Origin of the sequence: Streptosporangium lutulentum, assembly GCF_030811455.1 — a bacterium.
GTDB lineage: Bacteria > Actinomycetota > Actinomycetes > Streptosporangiales > Streptosporangiaceae > Streptosporangium > Streptosporangium lutulentum.
Genome location: NZ_JAUSQU010000001.1, coordinates 3058453 through 3084601 on the forward strand (window position 1 = coordinate 3058453; position 26149 = coordinate 3084601).

The window sequence follows — 26149 nt, forward strand, 5'->3', positions numbered from 1 at the left end:
AGTTAGTTGGAGGCTCCGATACCTGGAAGGGTGAGGAGTTATGGCACCACCGAGGAAGTATGCCCCTGAGCTGCGGGAACGCGCTGTCCGTATGGTTTTCGAGCTGCGTGCGGCCGGTGAGGGGGCGGGCGTGCTGGCCCGGGTCGCAGACCAGCTCGGGGTGCACCGCGAGGCGCTACGGACCTGGGTGCGCCAGGCCGAGGTCGATGGCGGGAAGCGCCCGGGGACATCGACTTCTGACGCCCAGCGGATCACCGAACTCGAGCGTGAGAATCGCGAGTTGCGGCGGGCGAACGAGATCCTGAAGGCCGCCTCGGCGTATTTCGCCCGGGAACTCGATCCCAGACTGCCGCGCTAGTCGAGTTCATCGATACCCATCGCGAACGGTTCGGTGTGGAGCCGATCTGTGCCGTGCTGGAGTTCGCGCCGTCCACGTACTGGGCGGCGAAGAAACGGGAGTCGAATCCGTCGGCTCGTGCGGTCCGGGACGAAGAGGTGAAAAAGGAGATCCTGAAAGTGTGGAACGGCCCGGGACGTGGCCTATATGGGGCGCGGAAGGTGTGGGGCCAGCTCAACCGCCAGGGCGTCACGGTCGCCCGGTGCACGGTCGAGCGGCTGATGCGCGAGCTGGGCCTGTGCGGGGCGACCTGGTCGCGCAAACGGCCCCGGACCACCGTCCCCGGCGCCGATCGACCCGGTGACCTGCTGGAACGCAACTTCACCGCGGGCCGGCCGGACCTGCGATGGGTCGCGGACATCACCTATGTCGCCACCGCCTCCGGCTGGGTGTACACCGCGTTCGTCCAGGACCTGTACTCCCGTCGGATCGTCGGCTGGCAGGTCGCCGACCACCTGGGCACCGATCTGGCACTCGACGCCCTGGAAATGGCGATCTGGGCGCGTGGAGGCGTCATCGATGACCTTGTTCACCATTCCGATAGAGGCGTTCAATATACTTCTATCCGCTACGCCGAACGGCTCGACCAGGTCGGTGCGGCTCGTTCTGTGGGCAGCAAAGGCGATTCGTATGACAATGCCGCTGCGGAGTCGCTCAACAGTCTCTACAAGAAGGAGCTAATCGAGTTCCATGGCGGCTGGAAAGGCGTCATGGATGTGACGATTTCCACCATGGAATGGGTTGCCTGGTATAATTCTGAAAGGCTACATTCTTACTGCGGGAACGTTCCTCCGGCCGAGTACGAGGAGACGTTCCACCGATCAACCGCCGACGGCGGCCTGGCGATCGAGAACCAAGCGATCTAGCCTCCAACTTCACCGGGGCGGCCCAAGAAGAAGACCAAGAATAGGCCGCCCGGCGAGAGCGCGTCCGGTGAGGGGTGCCAGGATGCGGCTGTGCAGCGGACAGGTGGCCGAACGCGCCGGCGTCAACCTGCAGACGCTGCGTTACTACGAGCGCCGCGGACTGATCGCCGAACCGGCGCGCAGCCCAGGCGGGCACCGCACCTACCCGCCCGAGACCGTCACCCTGCTGACCGTGATCAAGGCCGCGCAGCGGCTCGGCTTTACCTTGGAGGAGGTGGCCGAGTTTCTCGACACCGGCCGGCGCGGTCACCCCACTCCCGACCTGCGCGAACGCGCTCAGGAAAAGATCGCCGAGGTGGACGCGCGGATCGCTGATTTGACCACCATCCGGCGCGCTCAACGCGGTGGTCAGCGCCGGTTGCGACAGCCTGACCCACTGCACCTGCCCCGACTGTCCTCTGCCGTTTGCCGACCTGGCCACGAGCCGTACCCCTGAGGAGAACTGACCGCAGTGAGCGTCCACCATGACCATCGCGCCCCCGCCGGGCCCGTCCCGGTGACCCTGCCTACTGTCGGCCGACAGCCTGGAGCGGCGGGCGACCCGGACGCCAACGGCGGCGGGCCACCGCTGCGCAGCAAGGTCACCGCCGCCCTGGCCGTACTGGCGTGCGCCGCATGCTGCGCGCTGCCGGTGCTGATCGGCGTCGGGCTGCTCGCCGGTGCCGGCGCCGCGCTGGCCGAACAGACGCTGCTGGCCGCCTCCAGACTACTGGTCGCCGCCGCGGCGGGCATGTGGTGGCTGCACCGCCGCCGCGCCTCGCGCGCGGCCGGAAGCTGCGGATGCTGAACACCCGCCACGCTGCACCAGCCCCGGCAGCGACCCAGGTGGCCCGGCGAAGGGCCGGCTGCCGGGATGCGCTGTATTACCTGCCATGACGATCGTCCGTTCCCTGGTGTTGTTCGCCCTGGCCGCACTCGCCGAGATCGGCGGAGCCTGGCTGATCTGGCAAGGCATCCGCGAGCAGCGCAGTCTGGCCTGGGTCGGTGCCGGCGAGGCCGTCGAGATCGTGAACATCGGTAGCACCGCGATCTCCATCGCGGGCTGGACGGTCCGGGACGGCACGGCCGTGCGACACACCTTCGCGGCCGGCACGAGGCTGCCTGGTTGTTGATCCGCTGAGCGTTCTTTCTCAGGAAGCCGGGGCTCGTCTCAGGCCGCTCCGCCGCCGGGTCAAGGCAGCCGCGGCGGTGAAGGCCAGGGCCGCGCATCCGCACTGGGCGAGGGCGGTGGAGGTGGGCATCGACGGCAGGTCCCCGAGGTCGCCCAGGGCCGCCGCGGGCAGGAACAACAGCAGCGCCGCCCGCCGGCCCACGGCGGAGCGGCACGCGCACCCGGCCGCCAGCGCGACCACGATCAGCCACGGCATCGGCTTCCAGCCCGTGCTGACGTGGTCGGCGATCGCCTCCACCCATCGCGCTTGCATGATGGCCTTGCTGGCGGTGAGCCCCACCAGGGCGAGCGGCCCCCACAGCAGGAAAGCCCGCCGGGGAATGACCGTTATAGCGCGATACGCCGCGGGCGCGAAGGCGATGGCGACGGCCGCGAGTTGGGCCAGCAGGACCGGACCGTAGTTGGCTAACAACAGCGTGTCCAGATCCAGGAGGTAGGGGTGGTTGGCCTGGTACAGCACGTACGCGACCATGCCCAGTACGGCGATCCATCGTCGGCCGAGCAGCACGGCCAGCGCGGGCAGGGCTGCGACCAGGGCCGGCTCGGTCAGGAAACGGATCGAGCTCGGTTGCTCCAGGAAGGCCGCACCGTAACGCAGGGATTCGGCGAACCGCAGCGACACGGTCGCCACCTCGGCGACCAGCACCAGGAACGGCCACAGCGCCACGGCGACGGCCAACCCGTCGCGCCAGGCGCCCGCCGAGACCGCGCCGAAGGCCCGCCGGGCGTGCACCCGTGCCGCACCCCGCAGCAGGTCGGCCACGTCAGCCAGGTCCGGGCGGGTCTGTCCGGGCCGTGCCCCCGCCTGCAGCACTCCCATCATCTCCGCTTCGTGCCGCGCCCGGTGGTCGCGGGGATAGCAGGCCAGCAGCCGCCGGTAGCGGGCTTCGAGCGGGCTCATGCCGTTCCTCCCAAGCCGATCGCGCGCAGGCGTGCGGTGGCCGCCTTGGCGTGCCTGCGCATCCGCTCGGCCTCCGCCGCCAGTCTCGCCGCACCGTCGCCGGTCAGCCGGTAGTAGCGGCGCACCCGGCCGTCGACGATCTCCTCTCGGTCCTCGGTGATCAGGCCCTCTTCCTGGAGTCGGTCGAAAGCGGCGTACAAGGTGCCGGCGCGCAGGCGAACCTGGCCGTCCGAGATGCGCTCCACGTCGGTGATGACGCCGTATCCGTGTTGCGGACCGGCAGCTAGCGCGGTCAGGATCAGGAAAGTCGGCTCCTGCATCTGTCTCATGTGATCAATATATACCGATCACCTACTTATGGGCGCGCGGCAGTCACAACCGTTGAGGCGTCAAGTTGGATCGCATGACGACGCCTCTGAGGGGCATGGACTGCTGCCCGTACTCGCGCTGGCGGTGGCGGTGGCGGTGAGCGGGTGCGGCGGCGCGCCGCCGCACCCGCTCGTCTCGCTATGCTTTCTTACCGCCAGTAGTTGATCACTGTGTTGCGACGACCCCTAGACGAGTAAGTCCGATGTCTGGGGCCGGTGACCGGGCATGAAGAGAGGGCGTTCAAGATCATGTTGTGACGCAAGACCTGAACACCCTCTTGACCGCACTATATGTGAAGATCGACGACAAGATCGGAGGAAGCCGATCGATGGGCAGGCCGCCGCTGCTCAGCGACTCCGAGCTCGTCTGCCTAGCGGTGGCCCAGGCGCTGCTCGGTCACCACTCCGAGGCCCGCTGGCTGCGCTTCGCCCGCACGCACCTGTCCGGCATGTTCCCGTACCTGCCGCAGCAGTCGGGCTACAACAAACGCCTGCGCGCGGCATTGCCCCTGGTCAAGCAGATGATCCGGGAGCTGGCCACCGACAGCGACTTTTGGTTCGACAACCACTGGATCGTTGACTCCACACCGGTGCCGTGCGGGATGTCGCGCCCAACCGTGCAGCGCTCGAACCTGGCCGGCTGGGCCGGCTATGGCTACTGCGCCTCACACTCCCGGTTCTTCTGGGGCCTGCGGCTGTATCTGGTGTGCACCCCGACCGGCATGCCGATCTTATGGGCGCTGGCCAACCCGAAGATCGGCGAGCGGGAGGTGCTGGCCGCGATGCTCGAGGTCGATGCCGGCCTGATCGCCGAACGCGAGGGCATTCTGCTCATCTGCGACAAGGGTTTCGCCTCCAAGCCTTTTGAGAAGGAACTCGCCGCCCACGGCATCGACCTGCTGCGTCCCTCCCGCAAGCGGGAGAAACAGCGGCACGGCGAGCCAATGCTCAAGAAGGTCCGCCAGCTCATCGAGTCGGTCAACGACACTCTCAAAGGCCAACTCGACCTGGAACAACACGGCGGACGGACCTTCGAGGGCGTCGCCGTCCGCGTCGCCCAGCGCATCCTGGCGATGGCCGCGGCAATCTGGCACAACAACAAGACCGGAGCCCCGGTCACCCGCTCGCTGATCGCCTACGACCACTGATCACATCGGACTTACTCGTCTAGAAGCGGGGCGGAATCAAGGACACCGAAAGCGCCTCGATCCGCGACGCTGTTGTTGTGACCGCTTCCGTCCACTGACGGTCCCACGGCGCCCGTGTCGCCGTCCAGTTCGGAGTTTCGGCAGTGCTTTTTGATGTCACCCGCAGCGAACTCGTCGACGTCTTCGGCGAGGACCGTCTCACGACCCTGCCCTCCATCGCCTTTCCGCCCGCCGCCGCGGACACCGAGGGCGCCAGCCTCCTGCAGACCGTCGGCGTCCCCACCGGGACGCTCCGGCTGCGTGAGCCCGTCGAGGACTCCGGCCGCCTGCCCCTCGTCCAGGACGTCATTGACGTCGAGGACTTCGAGGACGCCTCGGAGGGCGCGGGCGAATGGCCCGTCATCGGCTGGTTGCTCAACGCCCACCTCGCCCTCGACCCCGCTTCCGGAAAGGTGCACGCCTTGGACGCCGACGAGGAGATCGTGCGGGAACTCCATACGGACGTCTCCTCCCTCGTCCAGGTCGCCCTCCGGTTCCAGCGACTGCTGGAAGGGTTCACCTTCGGCGGCGGCGAGGAAGCCGACTTCGAGCGTCTGGAACGCGAGGTCGCGCTTATCCGTCAGGAGACGAGCGGCATTGACCCGCTTCCCTTCCAGGACGACGAGACCGTCTGGTCGGTGGTCGGCGAGGAGATCGCCGCGGGCCGACGCTTCAAGGGCGACAGTCCGGGAGCCCGCTCGCTCTACGGGTGATCGCCGGCCGATGTCGCCCACGCACCGCGCGGTCTGCGCGGTGCGTGGGCGCTTTCCTGCGGACGGGTCTCCTCGTCGATCTGCCCGACCACTGATCAGTGCCGTGGTGACCGGAACAAGAGCTTCGTGTCACCGCATGGCCACATGTCGGCCGGTTCCACACGCAGCGAACGACATGGGGCGGCGCGACGGTCGGCGACGCGCAGCACCGGCGCGAGATCCTCCCAGGTGACCCCGGCCCGGCGGGCCGCGTCGATCAGGTCGGGCTCAGCGTCGGCCAGCCAGTCCCGCAGCGTTGCCAGCAACGTGAGCCCGGCCGGCGCCTCGTCGCCGGTCAGGGTATGGGAGTCCGGGCGCGGCTCGGTGAATTGCAGCAGTGAGGCCAGTTGGTCGACGTAGATGGGTTCGCTGCCGGGCGGCTGCCAACGATACTCGCCTGCGGGGTCGTCGTTGAGGAACCGCCGGGCGTCGTCGGGGTCGGCGAGGTCGTATGCAGACTTCACGGCACCATCTTCCAGATGTCGTCAAAGTGATGACAGATTCGTCGTCACAACGATGACACGTCATCCTCTCTTACCGCTCCTACTTGTCACTTGGCCGTAGCGTCGGGGGCACCGGGCCTAGACGAGTAAGTCCGATGTGATCAGTGGTCGTAGGCGATCAGCGAGCGGGTGACCGGGGCTCCGGTCTTGTTGTTGTGCCAGATTGCCGCGGCCATCGCCAGGATGCGCTGGGCGACGCGGACGGCGACGCCCTCGAAGGTCCGTCCGCCGTGTTGTTCCAGGTCGAGTTGGCCTTTGAGAGTGTCGTTGACCGACTCGATGAGCTGGCGGACCTTCTTGAGCATTGGCTCGCCGTGCCGCTGTTTCTCCCGCTTGCGGGAGGGACGCAGCAGGTCGATGCCGTGGGCGGCGAGTTCCTTCTCAAAAGGCTTGGAGGCGAAACCCTTGTCGCAGATGAGCAGAATGCCCTCGCGTTCGGCGATCAGGCCGGCATCGACCTCGAGCATCGCGGCCAGCACCTCCCGCTCGCCGATCTTCGGGTTGGCCAGCGCCCATAAGATCGGCATGCCGGTCGGGGTGCACACCAGATACAGCCGCAGGCCCCAGAAGAACCGGGAGTGTGAGGCGCAGTAGCCATAGCCGGCCCAGCCGGCCAGGTTCGAGCGCTGCACGGTTGGGCGCGACATCCCGCACGGCACCGGTGTGGAGTCAACGATCCAGTGGTTGTCGAACCAAAAGTCGCTGTCGGTGGCCAGCTCCCGGATCATCTGCTTGACCAGGGGCAATGCCGCGCGCAGGCGTTTGTTGTAGCCCGACTGCTGCGGCAGGTACGGGAACATGCCGGACAGGTGCGTGCGGGCGAAGCGCAGCCAGCGGGCCTCGGAGTGGTGACCGAGCAGCGCCTGGGCCACCGCCAGGCAGACGAGCTCGGAGTCGCTGAGCAGCGGCGGCCTGCCCATCGATCGGCTTCCTCCGATCTTGTCGTCGATCTTCACATATAGTGCGGTCAAGAGGGTGTTCAGGTCTTGCGTCACAACATGATCTTGAACGCCCTCTCTTCATGCCCGGTCACCGGCCCCAGACATCGGACTTACTCGTCTAGAAACCCCAGAGTTCCTGCGAACCCAAGGGCCGACGTTGAACTGTTGGGGTGGTCTGGGAAGTTATGCATCCTTGGGTTCGTCGGAACCCAGGGATTCCTACGGCCGGCCGGTCCCGGAGCGGCACCGGGCAGTGCCCAGGGCAGGCGACGGAGGTCGCCCCGGTCTCGCGAGCGGCTGAACTGGTGTGCGGAACCGCTCCCCGCGTGAGTAGGCATTCTCTGTCAGGACAACACTCGGCACCGGATCGTGCCGTCCTCGACCAGGGCCGGCACGCGACTCCTCGGCTTCACCACCGCTACAAAAACCTCAGCAACGAGGGAGAAGCTTCACCGATCCCGAGATCCCTTCAGCTGCCAGGCCAACGTGCTCTACGCGAAAAACGCCCTGGTCCTGGGGCTGGGCGACCTGGGGAGGCGCTCGGGAACCCAGAGCTTATTTCTTACTCGGCGATGGGGTTCATCATCCGGCGGACAGCGGCCAACAGCACCTACCGGCCGGCCTGAGAGCGCCTCCCCCGGCAAGACAGGACGTGGCACCGGGCATGGGTGTCGATCCGACGCCGCGGCCGGCCCCCGCGTGGAAAGAGGCGGGTCCGATCCTCGCCCCACGTGGACGGACACCACGGTTGGATCTTTGGTCGACGGGACGAGAAGCTTGATCATCAGCCACTACGCTTACGGGCCATGACAGCGATTGATGACTTGATCCGCTTTGTGCCGCCGCCCGTGGAACCGGTCGACGCGCACGGCGACTGGAGCGCGGTCGAGGCCACCCTCGGGCTTGGGCTGCCCACCGACTTCAAGGCCCTCATCGAACGATACGGGCTCGGCCAGTTTCTCAGCTTCATCACGCCGTTGACCCCGTTCGGTGCCCGCGACCTGCTGGTCCAGCACGCACAACGGCTGCTGGACAGAGAACGGTCCTACCGCGAGCAGTATCCCGACGAATGCCCGTACCCGTTCTATCCGGAACCCGGCGGGCTGCTGGAGTGGGCCGGCACCGACAACGGTGACTCGCTCTGCTGGCTGACCGACGGAGAGCCGGACAGCTGGAAGGTCGTGGTCTGGAACCCGCGCAACGTCTACTACGACGCGCAGGACGTCGGCGCGGTGGAGTTCCTCCACGGCTGGTTGAGTGGACGGATCACCACGACGATATTGCCCGGCGAGGTCGCGGCGTCGCCGTGGTTCGAGCCGTTTCGCGAGCGCGAACACGTCCGCATCGAGCTGTCCGACGGCGAGCTGCCTTACCTTGAGCGGCTGCGGATCCTCCGTGACGCGCTCGCGCCCACGGCCGACCGGGGCGTGAACGACGACGGGGACGACTACCGGCAAGACCATTTCGCCGCCACGGACCTCGGCTGGTCGCTGACCTACGAGACGGCCTACGGTCACCAGATCCTGGTCGCCTTCCCGGCCGAAGACGAAGCGCGGGCTCGCGCCACACTGTTCGACGCCGTCCACCGCATGGGCTGCCAGGTGCTGTCGACGACGACACGCCTCGGAGAGCCCACCTGGTAGCTCGCTCCCTCGCTATGACCTGGGGAAAGTCCGTGTTGTGCGTGGATTTAATGGGTTCTGGCTCACTCTTGATGTCGGTGAGGGTCTTGAGTGCAGCTCTGAGTTCAGGTGGGGGTGTTCACGAGTATGGCTGAGCTGCACGGATCCGAGGGTTCGATGATCGCTTCCCGGACGCACAGTGATCGTTTCCCGGTGCTTACGTTTGGGATGCGACCGTCGCTCCGTCCGCGTCGGTCCGGGCGGCTTCGGCCGGCTCCGCTTGCTCGTCTTCCCCAAGGCCGTCTTTGATCTGCCACACCGATGGAACGAGCAGGGCGGTTACGGTGATGAGGATGGCCAGGACTGCGCCGGCCGCAAGGACGGTGCCACTGCCGAATACCAGTGCCGCGGGTCCGGCGAGCCCCATGCCCAAGGGTGCCGCCGCGAGTGAGCCCAGCGTGACGACGGAGCTGGCCCTGGCGATGAGATGGTCGGGAACGTGGCGCTGGATGATAGTGGTCTGCAAAACGTTATAGATCACCACTTCCAGGCCGGCCAGGAAAGCGGCCGGCAGCAGCAGCCAGAGGGTGGCGGGTACAGCCAGGAGGGCTGGCAGCGGCGTCATCAGTAGAAACACCGCCAAAGCCGCACCCACGGGCCGGGAGGGCTTCCATCGAACCGCGACGAAGCCACCGGCGAGTCCTCCGACGGCGTACGCGATGCCGATCGCGGACCAGGCCGGTGCTCCGCCGAGATGCTCGTCTGCCACATACGGGCCGAGCACCAGGAACGGCGCGACCACGATCAAATTGGTCAACGCCACATGGATGACCGACACCAACAGCCACGATCGCCTGGTGACTTCCGTGAGGCCTCCCTTGATGCTGGCCAGTAGCCCTGTGCTCGCTGCCAGTCGCTGCGTGGCGACAGCGCGAGGAAGGCGAGAGAGAAAGGCCGCACTCACCAGGAACGTGGCCGCATCGATCAGGATCGCCCAGCCGGGCCCTACGGTTGCCGCCAGCGCTCCGGCCACGCTGAGCGCCAGGATCGAGGTGATGCTGCGCGACATCGACAGAAGCGAGTTGGCTTCCTGCACCCGTTTCTTGCCTGCGAGCGAGACCACAAGGCCGACAGAGGCGGGGTTGAAGAGGGCGGATCCCATGCCCGCGATGAGTTGCAGGACCACGATCATCCAGATGCGGGCCGTTCCGCTGAGGAGAAGCGCCGCGGTGGCCCCTTGAGCAAGGAAGCGCATCAGGTCGGCGACCAGCATGACGTTGCGCCGGGAGAAGCGGTCGCCGAGGGCGCCGCCGAGGAGGCTCAGCGCGATGATCGGTATCCGGGTGCTCAGGACGACGATGCCGAGGTCGGCGGGCGATCCGGTGAGGTGCAAGACAGCGAACGCGATCGCCAAGGGGGTCAGTGCGTCCCCGAACGTCGAGGCGGTATGTCCGAAGTAGTAGCGACGAAAGTCCCGGACGGTTAGGGGAGCGATCGCCTCGCGGATAGGTCTCACAGGCCATCACCGCTGTTCATGGCGGTGAGCGGGACTGAAACGCGGGGGCCGGAGGCGATATCGGCCCATCGGAGCCTTAGGCATGGGCAATCTGAATGCGATGGGCCAAGGTCACGCAAGGGGGCGCCTCTCTGGAGGGAATGCACTGATCCGAGTTCACGTCTGATGCCGTCAAGCTGCAGCACGTACAAGCCGGGCGTGCCGCCGAGCTCCCGCGCGCGCAGCATCGCGAGGAAATCACGGCGGATGAGGAGCTGATCCCAGCGCCCCCGGTTCTGCTCGTGCAACTGGACGGGTTCGCCCGAGGGCCCGATCCTCGCGGCGGAGCGGGACGCCTGGATCTCCTGAGCCAGCTCCTCGGCGAGGCCGACGTCGTGCACCATCCGCGTGAGCCCAGCGATGATCTTTGCCGACTCGAGTTTCCAGACCGCGTCGATGGTGCGATGGACGTTCGTCACAGCATGATGACAGCACCGCCCCGACTCGCCCGCAAGCCGGGACGGTGCCGTGGGCGGCTCAGGGGCCGAAGACCTGCTGGATCACACTCTCTCCGTCGCCAACGATCCTGCGGAAGCGGCGGGCCAGCTCGATCGCCTCCTCCTTGGAACGGACCTCGATCAGCGCGAAGCCGACCACGGCCTCCTTGGCCTCGGCGAACGGCCCGTCGGTCATCGTGATCGTGTCGCCGGAGGACGTGATGCGGACGCCCGCCGGCTCAAGGCCACCGGTGGCCAGCAGGGCGCCCGCCGCGGTCAGCTCCTCGACGAACTTGGCCATCTCGACGTACAGCTTCTCGTCGGGGGCGGTGTCGGAGGCCTTGGACATCATCAGGTAGCGCATGGGTTTTCTCCTTGAGTTCCGTTGCTCTGCCTACGCGTCGAACAATCCAATGCGACAGGGAACGGAGCCATTCCCTGTCACATCACCGGATCGACGTGTGAGCGAGAACCGAAGAAGACAGACCCCATGAAAGGCCTCGGCCATGACCGCCGTCCAGATCCCCGCCGCCACCGCCACCTCCCCCTCGGCCGTTACCCGCTCCCTGCTCATCTGCGCGGTCGTCTCGGCGCCCCTGTGGGCGGTCGTCTCCCTGACTCAGGCCGCCACCCGTGAAGGCTTCGACCTGATCCGCCATCCACTGAGCATGCTGAGCAACGGCTCCCTCGGCTGGCTGCAGATCACCAACTTCCTGGTCGCCGGCGTCCTGACCATCGCCGGGGCGACCGGCCTGCGCCGGGCCATGCACGGCTCCCCCGGAGGCACGTGGGCGCCCCGGCTGGTCCGCGTCAACGGCATCGGCATGATCGCCGCGGGGGTCTTCGTCATGGACCCGGCCGACGGCTTCCCCGTCGGCACCCCCTCCGGGATGCCCGAGACTCTCACCTGGCACACCTACGGCCACCTGGCCTCCGGCTCGATCGCCTTCATCGCCCTGATCGCCGCCTGCTACGTCCTGGGCCGCCACTTCAGTCGCGCCGGAAACCTCGGCCACGCCATCGCCTCCCGCGTCGCCGGCACCGCCCTTCTGCTCGGCAACGGCTGGTCGATGACCGGCGGCAAGGCCGGATCCCTGACCTTGGCCGTCGGCGCCATCACCGCGATGCTCTGGATCTCCGTGGTCGCCGTCCGGTACCGCCGCGGCCTCTGAACCTCCCTCCGAAAAGCACGACCGGTGAGCCGGTGGGCGGGGTCAGAAGCTGCTGCACTGGGGGGCGTCGAACGGATAAGTCCCGGCACCCCTTCTCCTTCGCCGGAGCTTCAGAATCCCAGCCATCACCTCAGGTCAGAGGTATGTTCGTTGGATTTTCCGCGATTGCTACCGGGACCCCTTTCCTGACCGTGTTCAGGCGTTTCGGTCGAAATGCCCGAACAGGCTCACGTGCCTTATTTGCCATACTTGCTACTTGCCTGGCAAGATCATCTCTCTCCGATCTGCGAGGAGGATAAGAACCCCAGATAAGTCGCGCTTCGCCGTCCTGGGTGCGAACCACTGCCCTTTTCTCCCGCGTTTGGTCTGCCCCCAGATAAACGATGGCACCCCCAGCTACGCCGTTAGGCGACCTTTCTAGTTGATCACGATATTCGCAAAGGGAAGATCTTGAATTTTCGCCGTATCAGCATCATGACTGCCCCCCTATTGGTCGCAGCGGCCATCGCCCTGCCGGTTACGGCCGCCCACGCATCCGAGACCTCGCAGGCGACGACGGCCCAGGTGGCCGCCGACTCCTGCAGCAAGGCATCCGCCGACGCGAGAGCCTGGCTGACGAAGGTCGGCAAGCCGATCAACGGTTCATGGTCGGTCCTGCGCAGTAGGATCGTCAGCGTAACCGGGACCATGTGGAACGGCCCCACCAAACAAGCGGGCCTCAAGATTACGACGCGGCTGACCAAACTGTGCCGCTGAGCGCGCCTTCCGCCCGGGATGCTCACTGACCGGGTGATGACGGTGAGGGGGGCGGACCGCCCCCTCATCGTCTCTCCGATGGCCTACGCCGCCCGGGCGAGAAGGGCGACGCGTTCGAGCCCCCCGCACCTTCCGTAAATCTACGTAGTGATGGGCTCCGGGTCGCACACCTCGCGGCCCGGAGCCCGTCACCGCAAAGCTAGCTCGCCCACGGCCTGGAGCGTGGCCGACGCTTGCCGCCGGTCAACTCCCTCGCTGACGCTCGGTCGACGGACTGGACAGTCGGCCGCGCGCCAGCCGGACAGGCCGCAAGGGGCGAGCCGGAGAACGGTGAGAGAGGAAAGCGACTGCGCATCGACTGCCTGGTCCGCGCGAACGCTTCTGCCGGGTCTTCGGGGAGGAATGGAGCTGTCAGCGGCGCTACCGCGTGCAGTTTTCTGCACGCCGGGTTGTGCCTGGTAGCGGCTTCGGGAGCGGGGGCTGATCGGCTGGTCGATCGCCTATACATTAGTCGTGCAACTTAAGGCAATTTTGTCCAGTTTATCGCCAGTTTACCCAAGAGAGGGCAAGTTCGGTTTGCCCCATTTCTAGTGAAATCCAACTGGCGCAAAGCCAACAATTCCGTATACTCCACGAGGACGATCTTGTTGCGCTTTAAGCGTTTCGCGAAGATTGTCCCTTTGGGTGCCCGGCACCCATTTCGCTGGATCTTGATGCAGCTGTCCGCTCAGCTACTCGAGCGCACCGCGAGCCGAAACTCTCGCCGCAGGAGGTGGTAACGCTCCAGGCGGACAACGCCCGGTTGCAGGCCGAGCTCACGGCCGCCCGCCAGCACAATGCGACCCTGGCGGCGGTAGCCGAGCGGGCCCGCGGAGACCACGCTGTCGCCGCTCGCGAGACCAAACGCCTGAGCAGGCTGGTGCCCGGCCCCGCCACCGGTGAATGCGATGCGGTCCGCGATGATGGCGACACCCCGCACCGCACCGGCGCAGAGGAACGGGACCTCCTGACCCGGCTGCTGGAACAGGCCGAGGAAGAACGCGACCGGGCGGTACGCGAGCGCGGCCTGCTGGCGCTGCGAGTGCACGCGGCGCACCTGGCGCCCGACCCCATCGAAGACGACGCCGTCTCGGCGACGTTCGCCGACCTGCTCGCCGATGCCCGTGACCGCTACCCCCTGCTGGAGATCAACGCCGACCCCGAGATCGCCGCTTTACTGGAGGCATATCCCAAGGCCGCGGCCTGGAGGCGGAAACCTCCGACGCGATGGCGACGATGGCGACGATGGCAGCGTATGCACAAGCCAAACGGCAGGCCCACGCCGCGGGCGGCGACTCGGTCGTCTCACAGGCGCCCTGTCACTTCACGTTGGGAGCGCTCCTTGCTCAAACGCCTGCTCGTTTCCGCCACCCTGGTCGCCGCCGCGTTCATCGCGCCGGCTGCGGTCGGCCCGGTCCACGCCTCCACCGTCACCGCCGCGGCGTCCGCGTCCGCGGGGAGCTCGTGCTGTTGTGGGACTTCGATGAGCGCCGCAGGCGCAGTCCGGAATGTCTTCGGGGTGCCGGCGAAGCCGCCGCTAGGAAAATCTCCAGCGATGCTTTCGTCCTCGCTCGGTTGCTGCGGGCAACAGCGGGCAGTGAAGTGGTGGTCGGCTACCGCCGATGAAGCCACGTTCTGAAGTCCTCATCGTCGCCGGGCACGTTTTAGCCCATGCCCAGGACCTGCCCCGTGTTGCCGGCCACCACCGAGATGGGCAAACGCCTCCCCATCGGCTCTGGGGCGCGTTGAACAGCGGCAGGGTGGGAATCTCGTGATCACTGAAGGTGTTGCACCGCCCGTCAGTAGCAGTCGTGTAAAGGGCTCTCCCGTGCGTGCCATACAGATCGATCGCTTCGGCACACCCGACGTTCTCAGTCTCGTCGAGGCTTCCCAGCCTGAACCAGGTCCTGAGGAGGTGGTGATCCGGACAGTCGCGACCAGCATCAATCCGGTCGACGACAAGACGCGGGAGGGCGCCATCGGCGAGGGAACACCCCCGCTGCCGATGACGCTCGGATGGGACCTGGCCGGCATCGTGGTCGACGGCGGCAGCAGCGATCTGCGCCGGGGAACGCGTCATCGCGATGTCGCACCAGCTCAGCTCCGGCCGGGGAACCTGGGCCGACCTGGTCGCGCTTCCGGCGCAGGCGGTAGCCGCCGCGCCGGAGGCGGTCAGCCTGGTCGAGGCAGCCACCCTGCCGCTTCCCGGGCTGACGGCCTTGCAGACACTGGACTGGCTTGCGGTGTCTGCTGGAGAGCGGCTGCTGGTCGCCGGTGCCGCAGGTGCAGTTGGAGGGCTGGCACTGCAGATCGCTCGCGCACGCGGCGTCGAAGTCGACGCTCTGGTCTCCAGGGACGCGCAGGTCGCGTTCGCCCATGGCCACGGCGCGGGCCTCGTCACCACCGACAGTCGCGATCTTCAAGAGCGCAGCTATGACGCGGTCTTCGACACCTTCGGGGCTTTTGTGAACGAGGCCGTGGCTGACGGCGGCCGATATGCGTCGATCGCCACCCAAGCCGGGCCGGTCCCCGACCTGTCCGCACGCGGTGTCCGTACCACCGTCAACCAAGTGCAGGAGGATGGCGCGGGACTGAACGAGCTCGCCAAGCTCGTCGACCGCGGCTCTTTGCATCTGCGTGTGCACTCCACCTTCGGCCTGCACGAGATTCAAGCCGCACACGAACGCTTCCTCCAAGGCAGCCTGGCAGGAAAGATCACCGTGACCTTCTGAGACTTCTGATCCTCCGGCGTACCCCCTAGCCGGAGGATCAGGGCAAGGTACTCACCCCGGACGACTCACCCGCGGGAGCCTTTCGGGGTGATGCCGGGTGAGGTGAGCGGCTGGTCGGAAGGGGCCTAGATCAGTCGTCGGCCGGCCCGGCCAGGAGTGTGTCGGTCGCGGCGAGGTCGGCCGGCAGGACGCTCACGGCGCGGTGCCGCAGCAGCCAGAACGCGTCCAGGTCGTCCTGGAACACACCCGGCTTGAGGTAGTGCTGCCGCACCCCGTACAGGCTTTTCAGCAGTTGCAACAGGGCGACCCGCCCACAGGTGCGCACATCAGCGGCCGCCACGGCGGGGTGCTCTTGCCGGTAGGCGCCGATCAGGGTGGCGGCGGCACCGAGCCAGTCCGCATCGCCGGTCACGCTGTTGGGGTAGAACGCCATCCGGCCCAGGTCGTAGGCGAGGAGGAACGGGTCCGGGGGCCGGAAGTCCAGCACCGCCGACAGGCGCTCGCCGACGAACAGCAGGTTCACCGGCGAGTAGTCGCCGTGCACGACCTGGACGGTCAGGTCCGCAGGCAGGCCGGCGACCAGCTCGGGGACGTGGACGAGCTGGTCGCGGCGCTCCAGCAGGGTGCGCTGCGCCTCGACGTCGAATGCATCGCCGTCGCCGGCGTCGATCCGCCCGGCGATGGTCTCCAGGAGCTGGTCGATCGTCGCGGTGATGTCGTCGACGTCGATGTCGCGCCACCGCTGCCCCGCCGGCCCTTCAGCCGGGGCGCTGCCCGGCAGGCCGGCGAACAGGGCGTGGATGCGGCCCAGTGCGGTACCGGCTGCGGCCAGCTGCGGCGGCGACAGCAGGGTGGAGACGTGGCCGGGCATCCACTCCCACACCGACACCGCCGGTGGGGTGCTGTCGTCGATCACCTTTCCTTCCTGGTTGGGGAGCACTCGCGGCCCGGGGATGCCCGCGTCCGTCGCTCGGGTCGACAGCGCGATGGCTGCGCTCTGACCTGTGCACTGACACCTCGTGGCAAATCGCCACTGACAGTTTCGTGGCAGTTCTCAGTCGATCGCGATGACACGCCCGGCGGCCCTGTGGCCGCCGGGCGTGCACAGGTGGTCAGGCCGCCTGGTGGACGGCATCGATGACACGGTCTTGCCGCTCGGTGCTGAGCGTGGTCGAACAAGGCAGGCGCAAGGCCGTGCGCCCGAGCCGCTCGGCTATCGGGATGCGAGAGCCGGGTACAGGGCGGTGACGGGCTGGGAGAGTGCGGCATGCACGCCCTTGGTCGTCTCGTCGACGAGGACCTCGTTCTCGCCCGCCTCCAGCGCGTCGAACACCGACGCGACGACGTCGGACGGCTGGTGCATGCCGGCCGTGTCGTTGCCCGCTTGCATTGGCGTGTCGGTCGGGCCGAAGTAGGCGCCGAGCACTTGTACCCCGTCCGGGGCGAATTCGAGCCGCAGGGCGTTGGTCGCCATCCACAGGCCGGCCTTGGAGACGCTGTGGGCCTTGCCGACGGCGAACCAGCTGAGGACGGAACCCACGTTGACGAGCGCACCCTTGGCCGATCGCAGGGCAGGGGCGAGGGCGCGGGTGAGGCGGATCGGTCCGATCAGGTTCGTCTCGATGGTCGCGGTGATGTCGTCGAACGGGGCGCTCAGCAGGTCGCCTCGGGGGAAGACGGCTGCGTTGTTCACCAAGATGGTGGTGTCGCCGGCCTCGCCCGCGGCCCGCTCGATCGAGGCGGGGTCGGTCAGGTCCAGTTGCAGCGGCACGACGCGCTCGTCGTGCCATTCCTTGGGGTTGCGTGCGGCGGCGTAGACGCGACCGGCGCCTCGCTTCAGGGCGGCCTCGACCAGTGCGCCGCCGATTCCGCCGTTGGCGCCGGTGATGAGGACGGTCGCGTTGTTGAGCGATGTCATCTTCTTGTTCCTCTTTCTTTCAGAATGGATCTGTTAGGACGAGTCGGCGTGGATTCCACGACGGCTCGTGTGCACCATCACGCCGCCGGAACGGCACTCGATCCGCAGCTGATACAGGAGCTGGAAAAGGCCGCCGCGGTGGAAAAGAGGCTCCGCGAAAGGGGCAAAAATCTCAGACGAGGAAGCCTCGCGAGGGCGATGCCGAGACCACAGCCCGCCGCCGACTACGGCGACGGCACCGCGCCCGGCTGACGGCGCCCGAACTGGGCCGCTCACGGGGCGGGCTGACCAGCAAGGTCCACGCTTCGCTCGGCCGTACTTCCTGGAGGCCGGGCTTCCCCGGCGCCGGGCCCTGACCAGGTTCCCGGATGGCCATCCGCGCGCCGTTTGATCGTACGACCGTCAACGGCACCTACGCCGGGCCCTTGACAGGGCACGGATGCCGCCTGCGCTCTGTCACAAAGGAAGCCGGAGCAGACCGGCGCGCACACAGGACGGCACTTGGGACTTCGGCAAGATGAGCCTGCCCCTCACGCAGCAATGCCCCCGCCAGCATCCTGTGGGCCGTGATGGCCACTTCCCGCGCGATCCCCGGCATCTTTTGCATGAGCTTCGACATAAGAACTGAATCGCTGCACAACGGGATCGGAGCGGCTGGGTGCCGCGTTCGGCCCCCGCGAGCCCTCGGCATCCCCACGCCATCCGCCCGAAGGCCAGGGCGTATGGGTCGCAGCCGGTAAGCGTGCCAGGTGGCGGGGTGCGGCGGGGACGAGCCGATGGCCGGCACAGGCGGTGACGGGCCTTCAGCGGGAGGGCCGCCGAGAGGCGGCGGCAGGGCGGCGGCAGGGCGGCGGCAGGGCGGCGGCAGGGCGGCGGCGTGTGGCCGAGTCGGTGCGAGCATGAGCGGATTCACCATGCGGCTCGCCGGGAGGGGCGGCGACCAGGGGTTATGGGGCGGGGGGTGCGGACGTGGGGGATGCGGAGAACTTCGATTTTGGGGCCACCGTAACAGCCGTATCCACCTTTGGCCAGATATGAGCAGAAGTTCTGACTCTTCCAGCGATACTTCTTGACATTTCGCCGAAAATGTCGCGTACTTCGATCGGATGTTGATCTCACCACCCCCTACGACACCACCGATCACGACGCGACCGGTCCAGGCCTAGACCCACGTCGCGCGAAAGCAGTGTCCCGAGCACCCGCAAGTCACCCTCACGTAAGCGTCACCGATTGGGGAACCATGACCGAGGTAGGCAGAGGCATGGCGAAAAGCCTGCTCTCCCGGCGTGCCTTCACCACGTCCGCGGCGGCTGCCGCGTTGGCACCATTGGTCACAGCGAGTCAGACCGCGGCGTCGGCCCAGGCCGGTACGGCCGGCACGACCATGGGCGCGGTCCGCCGCATTATCCTGTACGCCGAGCGACTGGAGGACGGCCGGCTGGGCTACGGCCTGGAGCCCGGCAAGGCCACGATTCCCGGGCCGCTCATCGAGATGGTCGAGGGCGACACGCTTGAGATCGAGATGGTCAACAACCTGGACGTGACGGCGAGCCTGCACGTCCACGGGGTGGACTACGACGTGGCCAGCGACGGTACGAGACTGAACGACAGCGTGGTCGAGCCCGGCGGCCGGCGCACCTACATCTGGCGCACCCACGCGCAGGGCAGGCGCGGGGGCGGCGCCGGCATCGAGCCCGGCAGCGCGGGCTACTGGCACTACCACGACCACGTGGTGGGGACCGATCACGGCACGGGCGGCATCCGGCAGGGGCTGTACGGCCCGCTGGTGGTCCGGCGGAAGAAGGACGTCAGGCCGGACAAGACGTTCACCGTCGTCTTCAACGACATGATGATCAACAATCACCCCGCGCACCACGCGCCGGAGTTCGTCGCCAAGGTCGGCGAGCGGGTGGAGTGGATCGTGATCACCCATGGCGAGCTCTACCACACGTTCCACATCCACGGGCACCGCTGGGCCGACAACCGCACCGGCATGCTGGAGAGCCTCGAGGACCCGAGCCGGATCATCGACACCAAGATCACCGGACCCGCCGAGTCGTTCGGCTTCCAGCTGATCGCGGGCGAGCGTGTCGGCCCGGGGGCGTGGATGTACCACTGCCACGTCCAGAGCCACTCCGACATGGGGATGGCCGGCATCTTCACGGTGACGGACGCGGACGGGAACGTGCCGGGTCAACCGGGCGGCGGTCACTCGGGCGGTGACCACGCGGGCCACTGACGGCCGCGCACGGTCCGCCCGGCCCCGGGCCGCCCCCGAGACCGGATCCGGTCGCCCCATGCCGTACGAGCACGGCTCCACACAGACGTCGACACCCCCCCCGGACCGCGGCCGACCCCCGAACTCGTCCGCAAACGGTCCTGAATCACCCTCGATCCCAAGGAGCAATGATGGGTCGAACAGGCTATTCACCGCCCCGACCACCCGCCTGGCGACGCGTACTGATCACGATGTCGAGTGCCGTCCTGGTGCTCGGACTGGCGACCCCGACCGCCGTGCCGGCCCAGGCACAGGCTCGGCTACAGGCACAGGCCCCCGCCCCGGCCGCCAAGAAGCCCGCCGTCAACGTGCTGGTATTCAGCGGTCAGGCCGCGCAGCAGGACGACCCGGTGCGGGCGGCCGCGACGGCGATCAGGGAACTGAGCAAGAAGAACGGGTTCTCCGTCGAGGAGGCCCAGGATCCGGCGTTCTTCACCGCCGACAACCTGGCGCGGTTCCGCGGCGTGGTGTTCCTGTCCGCCAACGGCGTGAGCCTGGACGAATCGCAGCTCGCCGCCTTCCAGGCGTACATCAGGGGTGGCGGCGGGTTCGTCGGCATCCGCGACGCCGCCCGCGCGCAGGTGGACTCCGCCTGGTTCACCGAACTGATCGGCACCCGTCCCGTCGGCGCCCTCCCCATCGCGGAGAAGGTGACGGAGACCGCGGCGAGCGCGGAGAACCCGCCGAACGAGACCAAGGACAAGGTTTTCGACGGGGACAACGACACCAAGTGGCTGGCCCGGACGCGGACCGGGTGGGTGCAGGGCAAGCTGGAGAAGCCCGTCGCGGTGGCGCACTACGCGCTGACGTCGGCCAACGACTCCGCCGGCCGGGACCCGAAGGACTGGACCCTCCAGGGCTCGCAGAACGGGACGACCTGGACGGATCTCGACAAGCGCAGCGGGGAGACCTTCCCCCAGCGGGCTCAGAGCAAGGAGTACAAGTTCGAGAACACCACGGCGTACCAGTACTACCGGCTCAACGTCACCGCGAACAGCGGTGAGCCCCTGACCCAGCTCGCCGAGCTGCGGCTGTTCGGGCCCGACTCCGCGCCTCCCCCCGAGGCGAAGGAGCAGAAGGCCGTCGTGGACATCCTCGACCGCCGGCATCCGGCGAACGAGGGACTTCCGCTCACCCTGTCGCGGACCGACAAATGGCTGAGCTGGAACCCCAATCCGGTGGGCAAGGTCCACACGATCGCGCAGGTCGAGGAGTGGACCTACAACCCGAGCATGAACGGCAACGGCCCGTTCCATCCGGTCTCCTGGTGCCGTGACTACGACGGCGGCCGGTCCTTCTACACCGGCATGGGCGGCACCGCGGCGAGCTACACCGGCGACAAGCAGTTCCGCACGCACCTCGCCGGCGCCATCCGGTGGGCGACCGGCATCGTCCGGGGCGACTGCCAGGCGACCATCGCGGCCAACTACACCACGGAACGGCTGACCGCGCCGAACACGCAGGGCCAGCTCGACCAGATCGGCGAGCCGCACGGCCTGACCATCGCGCCGAACGGCAAGGTGTTCTACATCGGCAAGGCGGCATGCGCCACCGGCCCGATCGCCAACTGGAACGACCCGAAGGTGGGCCTCGGCTGCGGCACCATCCACCAGTGGGACCCGAGGACCAAGCAGGTCAAGCTGCTGACCACGCTGCCCGTCATGGGCAACCGCGGCAGCGGCGACGAGCTGGTCAAGAACGAGGAGGGCCTGGTCGGCATCACCCTCGACCCGGACTTCGCGGAGAACGGCTGGATCTACGCGTACTGGATGCCGCACGCGTCGATCGACCGGGACAGGCGCATCGGCAAGCGGACGGTCTCCCGGTTCGACTACGACTCGCGGACCCAGACGATCGACCAGAGCAGCCGCAAGGACCTCCTGCAGTGGGACACCCAGATCCACAGCTGCTGCCATGCGGGCGGAGGCATGACCTTCGACGAGGACGGCAACCTCTACATCGGCACCGGTGACAGCAACTCCTCCGGTGGATCCGGCGGTTACTCCGGGAACAACTGGACCCAGGACTACAAGGGCACCTCGTTCCAGGACGCCCGCCGTACCTCCGGCAACACCAACGACCTCAACGGCAAGATCCTCCGCATCCACCCGGAGCCCGACGGCACCTACACGATCCCCGAGGGCAACCTGTTCACCGGCGAGGAAGAGGGCGGCGGCAAGACCCGCGCGGAGATCTGGGTGATGGGCGTCCGCAACATCGCGCGGCTGGAGTGGGACAAGAAGAACGACTGGATCACGGCCGGCTGGGTCGGCCCGGACGCCGGCGGCCCGAGCGAGACGTGGGGACCGGCGAAGTACGAGACCGTGACGGTTCTCACCTCCGCAGGCAACCAGGGCTGGCCGTACTGCATGGGCAACAAGCAGCCCTACCGCGACCGCAGCAACAGCAACGCCACCCAGCCCGCCGAGTGGTACGACTGCGACAACCTGAAGAACACCTCGCCGCGCAACACCGGCCTCGTCGACATCCCGCCGGCCCGCGACAACATGATCTGGTACTCGCCGCAGGGCGGTGGCCCGGTCTACCCGGAGCGGCAGGACGGCAGCGGTCTCCCGACCTACAAGCAGGGCGAGGAGACCTTCACCATGCCCTACCTCAAGGGCGGAGGCCAGGCGGTCATGTCGGGCCCGACCTACCACCGCTCCCAGACCGACACCGGCAGCGGGGTCGCGTGGCCGGAGTACTGGGACGGCAAGTGGTTCATCGGTGACCAGTCCAACGGCAACAACCGCGTCGCCGTGACCGTGAACCCGGAGACCGCCCGGGACGCGGGCCGGCCGGCGTTCGCCGAGGACCTGCGGAACATCATCCCGGGCGGCGGCGGCGCCAACCAGCTCCAGTCGTGGATGGACGCGAAGTTCGGTCCCGACGGCGCGCTCTACATGCTCGACTACGCCGGCGGCTTCTTCAGCCTGCACGCGAACCAGAAGCTGGTCCGCGTCACCTACAAGGGCGGCCCGGCGACGCCGAACCCGGACGCCGCCGTGGCGCGTCCCGCCCGGCAGAACGCCGAGCCCAGGACGATGACGTTCTCCAGCGCCAAGGCCGGCGGCGTGGCGTGGGAGTGGGACTTCGGCGACGGCAGCGCGCCGTCGAAGGAGGCCGACCCGACGCACACCTACGCCGGCTTCGGCACCTACGAGGCGACGCTGAAGGTCACCTACGCCGACGGCGAGCAGGCCACCGGGAAGATCGCTGTCACGGTCGGCTGCGCCGCGCCCGACGCCCGGCCGACGGTGCAGCTGCTCGACGCCTTCACCGGCGTGCGCAACAAGGCGGCCGGCGGCGGCTGCACGATCAACGACCTGATCGACGACGAGCGCGACTGGAAGAACCGCAACCAGTTCGTCCAGCACCTCGACACCGTCGTGAAGCAGCTCCTCAAGGACGGCGTCATCACCGCACAGGAGGCGGAGGCGCTGCGCACCGCCGGCGCCAAGTCGGAGGTCGGGAAGGTGAGCGGGTACCAGTCCATTTTCGACGGCACGGCGTCGTCGCTGCTGGGCTGGAGCCAGGCCCCGTCCGGGCGATTCGCCCTCCAGCCGGACGGCACGATCCGCAGCTCCGGCGGTCTGGGCATGCTGTGGTACTCCGACAAGGCCTACGCGGACTTCTCGGTCCGGATGCAGTTCCGTGACAGCTCGCCCGACCCGCATCGCGCCAACAGCGGCGTCTTCGTCCGGTTCCCGGACCCGAGGACCCCGCTGGAGCAGCGTCCCGCCGGAAGCTGCGGCACGGTCGGCTCGGCGCGCACGTCACCCGCGTGGGTCGCGATCTTCTGCGGCCACGAGATCCAGATCTACGACGGCGACACGGGCGAGCCGCAGAAGACGGGCTCCGTCTACAACTTCTCGCCCAACGGCCTGAGCCGGGCCGGGGTGACCCCCAAGGGCCAGTGGAACGACTACGAGGTCCGGGCGGTCGGCCAGCACTACACGATCATCCGCAACGGCACGGTGATCAGCGAGTTCGACAACACGCCGGGCAAGGCGTCGTCCCGCGCCGGTGACCCGCCCACGGACCTGCGCCAGTTCATCAGCGGGTTCCTCGGGCTGCAGAACCACGGCAACAACGACGTGATCGACTTCCGCAACATCCGCGTGCGCGAACTCTAGGACGGTACACCGGCCGGGTGCCGGGCCGGGGAGCGTTCCCCGTGCCCGGCACTCCACCCCAGCTCGGAAAGGTGCATCGACACATGCATGTCGGATCTCTCCCCTCCCTCGTGATCAGAGCCTTGCGGCGGGCGTCCGGAGCGGTGACGGCACCGCGCCTCGCCGTGGTGCTGCTCGCCGTGGCGCTTCCCGCGCTCTTCCTGTCGTCGGTCCAGGCCACCGCGCAGCCCCGTACGCAGCTCACCGCCGCGCAGGCGGCCGACCAGGTGCTCACCTGGACCGCCGACGACAGCATGACCGCCTACAAGTCGACGCCGGAATCGGCGACGGCGGGCCCCGCCACCATCGTCTTCGAGAACAGCGCGGCCACCGGCAACACCACCGGCATGACGCACACGCTGACGTTCGACACCTCCACCCCCGGCTACAACCACGACGTCAGCCTCAACATCATCGCCAGCCCCTTCGACGCCGGCGGCGGCCGGCACATCGCCCAGGTGAACCTCACCCCCGGCAAGTACCGCTTCTACTGCGTGATCCCCGGTCACGGCCAGATGACCGGCGAACTCGTCGTCACCGAAGGCGGGGGCGAGGACACGACCGCACCGCAGGTCTCCGCGCAGGTGGCGGGCGACCAGGACGCGGACGGCGACTACGTGGGCGCGGCGACGGTCACGATCACGGCGAGCGACACCGAGTCCGGGGTCGACACCGTGGAGTACTCGCTCGACGGCGGGGGGTTCGCGGCCTACTCGGCCCCGGTGTCGGTCAACCAGGTGGGGGCGCACACGGTGACCTTCCGGGCCACCGACAAGGCGGGCAACACCTCGCCCGTGGACTCGGTGGAGTTCACGGTGGTGGCTCCGCAGGAGGAGGACACCACTCCGCCCGAGGTCACCGGGGAGGTGACCGGTGACCAGGACGCGGACGGCGACTACGTGGGCGCGGCGACGGTCACGATCACGGCGAGCGACACCGGCTCCGGGGTCGACACCGTGGAGTACTCGCTCGACGGCCAGCCGTTCGCGGCGTACACACAGCCGCTGTCGGTCAACCAGCCCGGCGCGCACACGGTGACCTTCCGGGCCACCGACAAGGCGGGCAACACCTCGCCCGTGGACTCGGTGGAGTTCACGGTGGCGGCCTCGCAGGAGGAGGACACCACTCCCCCGCAGGTCTCGGCGCAGCTGTCGGGCGAGCAGGATTCGGCGGGCAACTACGTCGGCTCGGCGACCGTGATGATCTCGGTGAGCGACACCGAGTCGGGGGTCGCCACGGTGGAGTACTCGCTCGACGGCGGGGCCTACACCGAGTACCCGTCCCCCGTGTCGGTCAACCAGGCGGGCGCGCACACCCTGTCGTACCGGGCCACCGACAAGGCCGGAAACACCTCGCCGGTGGCGACGCTGAGGTTCACCGTGGTGGCTCCGGAGGACGACACCACGCTGCCGCAGGTGTCGGCCGCGCTCACCGGCACCCAGGACTGGGCCTGGAACTACGTCGGCTCGGCGACGGTGAAGCTGACGGCGAGCGACGTCGGCTCCGGGCTGGACACCGTGGAGTACTCGCTCGACGGCCAGCCGTTCGCGGCGTACACACAGCCGCTGTCGGTCAACCAGCCCGGTGCGCACACCCTGTCGTACCGGGCCACCGACAAGGCCGGGAACATGTCGGTGGGCACGGCCAAGTTCATGATCGTGGAAGCCGGCGGCGAGTAGCGCCCGCCGCGGGCAGGGGTGACGGCCGCCCCGAGAGACGAGGTCGTCAGCCGGTGAGCGGCCTCCGTCCAGGGACGGGGGCCGCTCACGCGTCAGGCCGCCCAGAAGACGGCGACGGCGTTCTGCAGCAAGAGGCGTGGGGCTCAGAGTGGGAGTTCGTACGCAGGTGGGCGGCCGAGGCCGCCATCGCGACCAACCCACACCCGGGCAGGCCAGCCATAGCCCCTCCGGTTTCCCGGGTGGGGGCCGCGCCATGCGGCCATCACGACGTAGGCGTCACAGCGGTTCGCCTGGATGCCGGCGGGCGGCGAAGTCTCCCACCGCCGGTAGGCGTCGAGGATCAGGGCTACACCGTGCTCTTCATTGGCCGGGTGATCGTTGCGATGACCGTCACCTGGATGTGGTTTGCACAGCGATCTCTTTGGCGGGGTCCTGGTCGGCCGGGTCGGCTTTCGGGCGCGCGCTGCGCAGTGCGGTCTCGACGCGGCGATTGCCGGTCATGGTCGCGGTGACAGCGGTCATGGTGAGGAGGAGGCCGGCGGCGGCGTAGAGCGGGGTGCGCAGGTCGTAGGTGGTGGCCAGCCAGCCGCCGAGGAAGGCGCCGAACCCGGCGGCCTCCGGGCCGGCACGGCCACTCACC

The 26149-nt window shown here is 68.0% G+C and carries 23 protein-coding genes, 2 pseudogenes and 1 other annotated feature; of the genes and pseudogenes, 15 read left to right on the plus strand and 10 right to left on the minus strand.

Annotation, left to right across the window (positions count from 1 at the left end; translation table 11 throughout):
* Window positions 1-40: 40 nt before the first annotated feature.
* From J2853_RS13680 to J2853_RS13695, 4 genes and pseudogenes are all read left to right on the plus strand, one after another.
* Window positions 41-1263, plus strand: a protein-coding gene (locus J2853_RS13680; RefSeq protein ID WP_307556111.1) for an IS3 family transposase whose coding sequence is annotated in 2 segments (ribosomal slippage) — window positions 41-323 and window positions 323-1263 — 1224 coding nt in all. Because the reading frame shifts where the segments join, the coding sequence is not laid out codon by codon here.
* Window positions 316-429 (plus strand) — a sequence feature (AL1L pseudoknot). (Overlaps the previous gene by 114 nt.)
* Window positions 1264-1345: 82 nt before the next feature.
* A complete protein-coding gene (locus J2853_RS13685; RefSeq protein ID WP_307557883.1) occupies window positions 1346-1759 on the plus strand; it encodes a MerR family transcriptional regulator in 414 nt (137 codons plus the stop codon).
* A 15-nt stretch (window positions 1760-1774) separates the two neighbouring features.
* Window positions 1775-2110 (plus strand): mercuric ion transporter MerT, encoded by a 336-nt coding sequence (gene merT / locus J2853_RS13690; RefSeq protein ID WP_307557885.1) that lies wholly within the window; start codon window positions 1775-1777, stop codon window positions 2108-2110.
* A gap of 85 nt (window positions 2111-2195) precedes the next feature.
* Window positions 2196-2315 (plus strand): annotated as a pseudogene (locus J2853_RS13695) (YnfA family protein); the annotation flags it as partial.
* Between the two features lie 138 nt (window positions 2316-2453).
* On the opposite strand, the gene J2853_RS13700 reads toward J2853_RS13695, so the two are convergent.
* A complete protein-coding gene (locus J2853_RS13700) occupies window positions 2454-3395 on the minus strand; it encodes a hypothetical protein (RefSeq protein WP_307557887.1) in 942 nt (313 codons plus the stop codon).
* Entirely contained in the window at window positions 3392-3724 is a 333-nt protein-coding gene (locus J2853_RS13705) for a PadR family transcriptional regulator (RefSeq protein ID WP_307557889.1), read from the minus strand. The genes J2853_RS13700 and J2853_RS13705 overlap by 4 nt, the downstream gene beginning before the upstream one ends.
* 293 nt (window positions 3725-4017) lie before the next feature.
* On the opposite strand from J2853_RS13705, the gene J2853_RS13710 reads away from it, so the two are divergent.
* Window positions 4018-4911, plus strand: coding sequence for an IS982 family transposase (locus J2853_RS13710; protein ID WP_307555729.1), 894 nt, complete (start codon window positions 4018-4020; stop codon window positions 4909-4911).
* 143 nt (window positions 4912-5054) lie between these two features.
* The gene (locus J2853_RS13715) at window positions 5055-5663 is read left to right on the plus strand and encodes an SUKH-4 family immunity protein (protein WP_307557890.1); all 609 of its coding nucleotides are present in this window, start codon (window positions 5055-5057) and stop codon (window positions 5661-5663) included.
* Window positions 5664-5758: 95 nt separating this feature from the next.
* Here J2853_RS13715 and J2853_RS13720 read toward each other — a convergent pair whose 3' ends face one another.
* Window positions 5759-6166 carry a hypothetical protein gene (locus J2853_RS13720; RefSeq protein WP_307557892.1) on the minus strand — a complete coding sequence of 136 codons (408 nt, stop codon included), beginning with the start codon at window positions 6164-6166 and terminating at the stop codon, window positions 5759-5761.
* Between the two features lie 140 nt (window positions 6167-6306).
* Window positions 6307-7200, minus strand: a complete 894-nt coding sequence (locus J2853_RS13725; protein ID WP_307555729.1) for an IS982 family transposase — start codon at window positions 7198-7200, stop codon at window positions 6307-6309.
* 752 nt (window positions 7201-7952) lie between these two features.
* Between J2853_RS13725 and J2853_RS13730 the strand changes: the two genes are divergently transcribed.
* Window positions 7953-8789: an SMI1/KNR4 family protein gene (locus J2853_RS13730; protein WP_307557894.1), complete on the plus strand. Its 837-nt coding sequence runs from the start codon at window positions 7953-7955 to the stop codon at window positions 8787-8789.
* Window positions 8790-8985: 196 nt separating this feature from the next.
* Here the strand turns inward: J2853_RS13730 and J2853_RS13735 are convergent, their stop codons facing one another.
* Genes J2853_RS13735 through J2853_RS13745 form a run of 3 tightly spaced genes read right to left on the minus strand, consistent with a single transcriptional unit; the run spans window position 8986 to window position 11124 of the window.
* Window positions 8986-10284 carry an MFS transporter gene (locus J2853_RS13735; RefSeq protein WP_307557896.1) on the minus strand — a complete coding sequence of 433 codons (1299 nt, stop codon included), beginning with the start codon at window positions 10282-10284 and terminating at the stop codon, window positions 8986-8988.
* Entirely contained in the window at window positions 10281-10742 is a 462-nt protein-coding gene (locus tag J2853_RS13740; RefSeq protein WP_307557899.1) for a DUF6596 domain-containing protein, read from the minus strand. The genes J2853_RS13735 and J2853_RS13740 overlap by 4 nt, the downstream gene beginning before the upstream one ends.
* Before the next feature lie 58 nt (window positions 10743-10800).
* Window positions 10801-11124, minus strand: coding sequence for a YciI family protein (locus J2853_RS13745; protein ID WP_307557901.1), 324 nt, complete (start codon window positions 11122-11124; stop codon window positions 10801-10803).
* Window positions 11125-11266: 142 nt separating this feature from the next.
* Between J2853_RS13745 and J2853_RS13750 the strand changes: the two genes are divergently transcribed.
* The 5 genes and pseudogenes from J2853_RS13750 (at window position 11267) to J2853_RS13765 (ending at window position 15459) form a co-directional block, all read left to right on the plus strand.
* Window positions 11267-11932, plus strand: coding sequence for a DUF998 domain-containing protein (locus J2853_RS13750; protein WP_307557903.1), 666 nt, complete (start codon window positions 11267-11269; stop codon window positions 11930-11932).
* A 450-nt stretch (window positions 11933-12382) separates the two neighbouring features.
* Complete coding sequence (locus J2853_RS13755) at window positions 12383-12688, plus strand: hypothetical protein (RefSeq protein ID WP_307557905.1); 306 nt, start codon at window positions 12383-12385, stop codon at window positions 12686-12688.
* Window positions 12689-13460: 772 nt separating this feature from the next.
* Window positions 13461-14366, plus strand: coding sequence for a hypothetical protein (locus tag J2853_RS13760; protein ID WP_307557906.1), 906 nt, complete (start codon window positions 13461-13463; stop codon window positions 14364-14366).
* Window positions 14367-14645: 279 nt separating this feature from the next.
* Window positions 14646-14744, plus strand: a pseudogene (locus tag J2853_RS47885) (NADP-dependent oxidoreductase); the annotation flags it as partial.
* Between the two features lie 67 nt (window positions 14745-14811).
* A complete protein-coding gene (locus tag J2853_RS13765; RefSeq protein ID WP_307557908.1) occupies window positions 14812-15459 on the plus strand; it encodes a zinc-binding dehydrogenase in 648 nt (215 codons plus the stop codon).
* 130 nt (window positions 15460-15589) lie between these two features.
* Here the strand turns inward: J2853_RS13765 and J2853_RS13770 are convergent, their stop codons facing one another.
* Together J2853_RS13770 and J2853_RS13775 are read right to left on the minus strand one after the other, a co-directional pair.
* Window positions 15590-16510 (minus strand): phosphotransferase enzyme family protein, encoded by a 921-nt coding sequence (locus J2853_RS13770; RefSeq protein WP_307568671.1) that lies wholly within the window; start codon window positions 16508-16510, stop codon window positions 15590-15592.
* A gap of 162 nt (window positions 16511-16672) precedes the next feature.
* A complete protein-coding gene (locus tag J2853_RS13775; protein ID WP_307557910.1) occupies window positions 16673-17377 on the minus strand; it encodes an SDR family oxidoreductase in 705 nt (234 codons plus the stop codon).
* Between the two features lie 1261 nt (window positions 17378-18638).
* On the opposite strand from J2853_RS13775, the gene J2853_RS13780 reads away from it, so the two are divergent.
* The 3 genes from J2853_RS13780 to J2853_RS13790 all read left to right on the plus strand — a co-directional run bounded on the left by J2853_RS13780 (window position 18639) and on the right by J2853_RS13790 (window position 25509).
* Window positions 18639-19616, plus strand: coding sequence for a multicopper oxidase domain-containing protein (locus J2853_RS13780; RefSeq protein ID WP_307557912.1), 978 nt, complete (start codon window positions 18639-18641; stop codon window positions 19614-19616).
* Window positions 19617-19846: 230 nt separating this feature from the next.
* Complete coding sequence (locus J2853_RS13785; RefSeq protein ID WP_307557914.1) at window positions 19847-23791, plus strand: ThuA domain-containing protein; 3945 nt, start codon at window positions 19847-19849, stop codon at window positions 23789-23791.
* Between the two features lie 83 nt (window positions 23792-23874).
* Window positions 23875-25509, plus strand: a complete 1635-nt coding sequence (locus tag J2853_RS13790; RefSeq protein WP_307557915.1) for an OmpL47-type beta-barrel domain-containing protein — start codon at window positions 23875-23877, stop codon at window positions 25507-25509.
* 390 nt (window positions 25510-25899) lie between these two features.
* Here the strand turns inward: J2853_RS13790 and J2853_RS13795 are convergent, their stop codons facing one another.
* A complete protein-coding gene (locus J2853_RS13795) occupies window positions 25900-26148 on the minus strand; it encodes a hypothetical protein (protein WP_307557917.1) in 249 nt (82 codons plus the stop codon).
* Between the last annotated feature and the right edge of the window lies 1 nt (window position 26149).

What these genes read in the sequence shown, in the direction of transcription:
- J2853_RS13730 (WP_307557894.1), top strand. Translation starts at nt 7,953, where the DNA reads ATGACAGCGATTGATGACTTGATCCGCTTTGTGCCGCCGCCCGTGGAA.
- J2853_RS13775 (WP_307557910.1), bottom strand. Translation starts at nt 17,377, where the DNA reads ATGACATCGCTCAACAACGCGACCGTCCTCATCACCGGCGCCAACGGC.
- J2853_RS13705 (WP_307557889.1), bottom strand. Translation starts at nt 3,724, where the DNA reads ATGAGACAGATGCAGGAGCCGACTTTCCTGATCCTGACCGCGCTAGCT.
- J2853_RS13790 (WP_307557915.1), top strand. Translation starts at nt 23,875, where the DNA reads ATGCATGTCGGATCTCTCCCCTCCCTCGTGATCAGAGCCTTGCGGCGG.
- J2853_RS13685 (WP_307557883.1), top strand. Translation starts at nt 1,346, where the DNA reads ATGCGGCTGTGCAGCGGACAGGTGGCCGAACGCGCCGGCGTCAACCTG.
- J2853_RS13700 (WP_307557887.1), bottom strand. Translation starts at nt 3,395, where the DNA reads ATGAGCCCGCTCGAAGCCCGCTACCGGCGGCTGCTGGCCTGCTATCCC.
- J2853_RS13745 (WP_307557901.1), bottom strand. Translation starts at nt 11,124, where the DNA reads ATGCGCTACCTGATGATGTCCAAGGCCTCCGACACCGCCCCCGACGAG.
- J2853_RS13750 (WP_307557903.1), top strand. Translation starts at nt 11,267, where the DNA reads ATGACCGCCGTCCAGATCCCCGCCGCCACCGCCACCTCCCCCTCGGCC.
- J2853_RS13765 (WP_307557908.1), top strand. Translation starts at nt 14,812, where the DNA reads ATGTCGCACCAGCTCAGCTCCGGCCGGGGAACCTGGGCCGACCTGGTC.
- J2853_RS13780 (WP_307557912.1), top strand. Translation starts at nt 18,639, where the DNA reads ATGGCGAAAAGCCTGCTCTCCCGGCGTGCCTTCACCACGTCCGCGGCG.
- J2853_RS13785 (WP_307557914.1), top strand. Translation starts at nt 19,847, where the DNA reads ATGTCGAGTGCCGTCCTGGTGCTCGGACTGGCGACCCCGACCGCCGTG.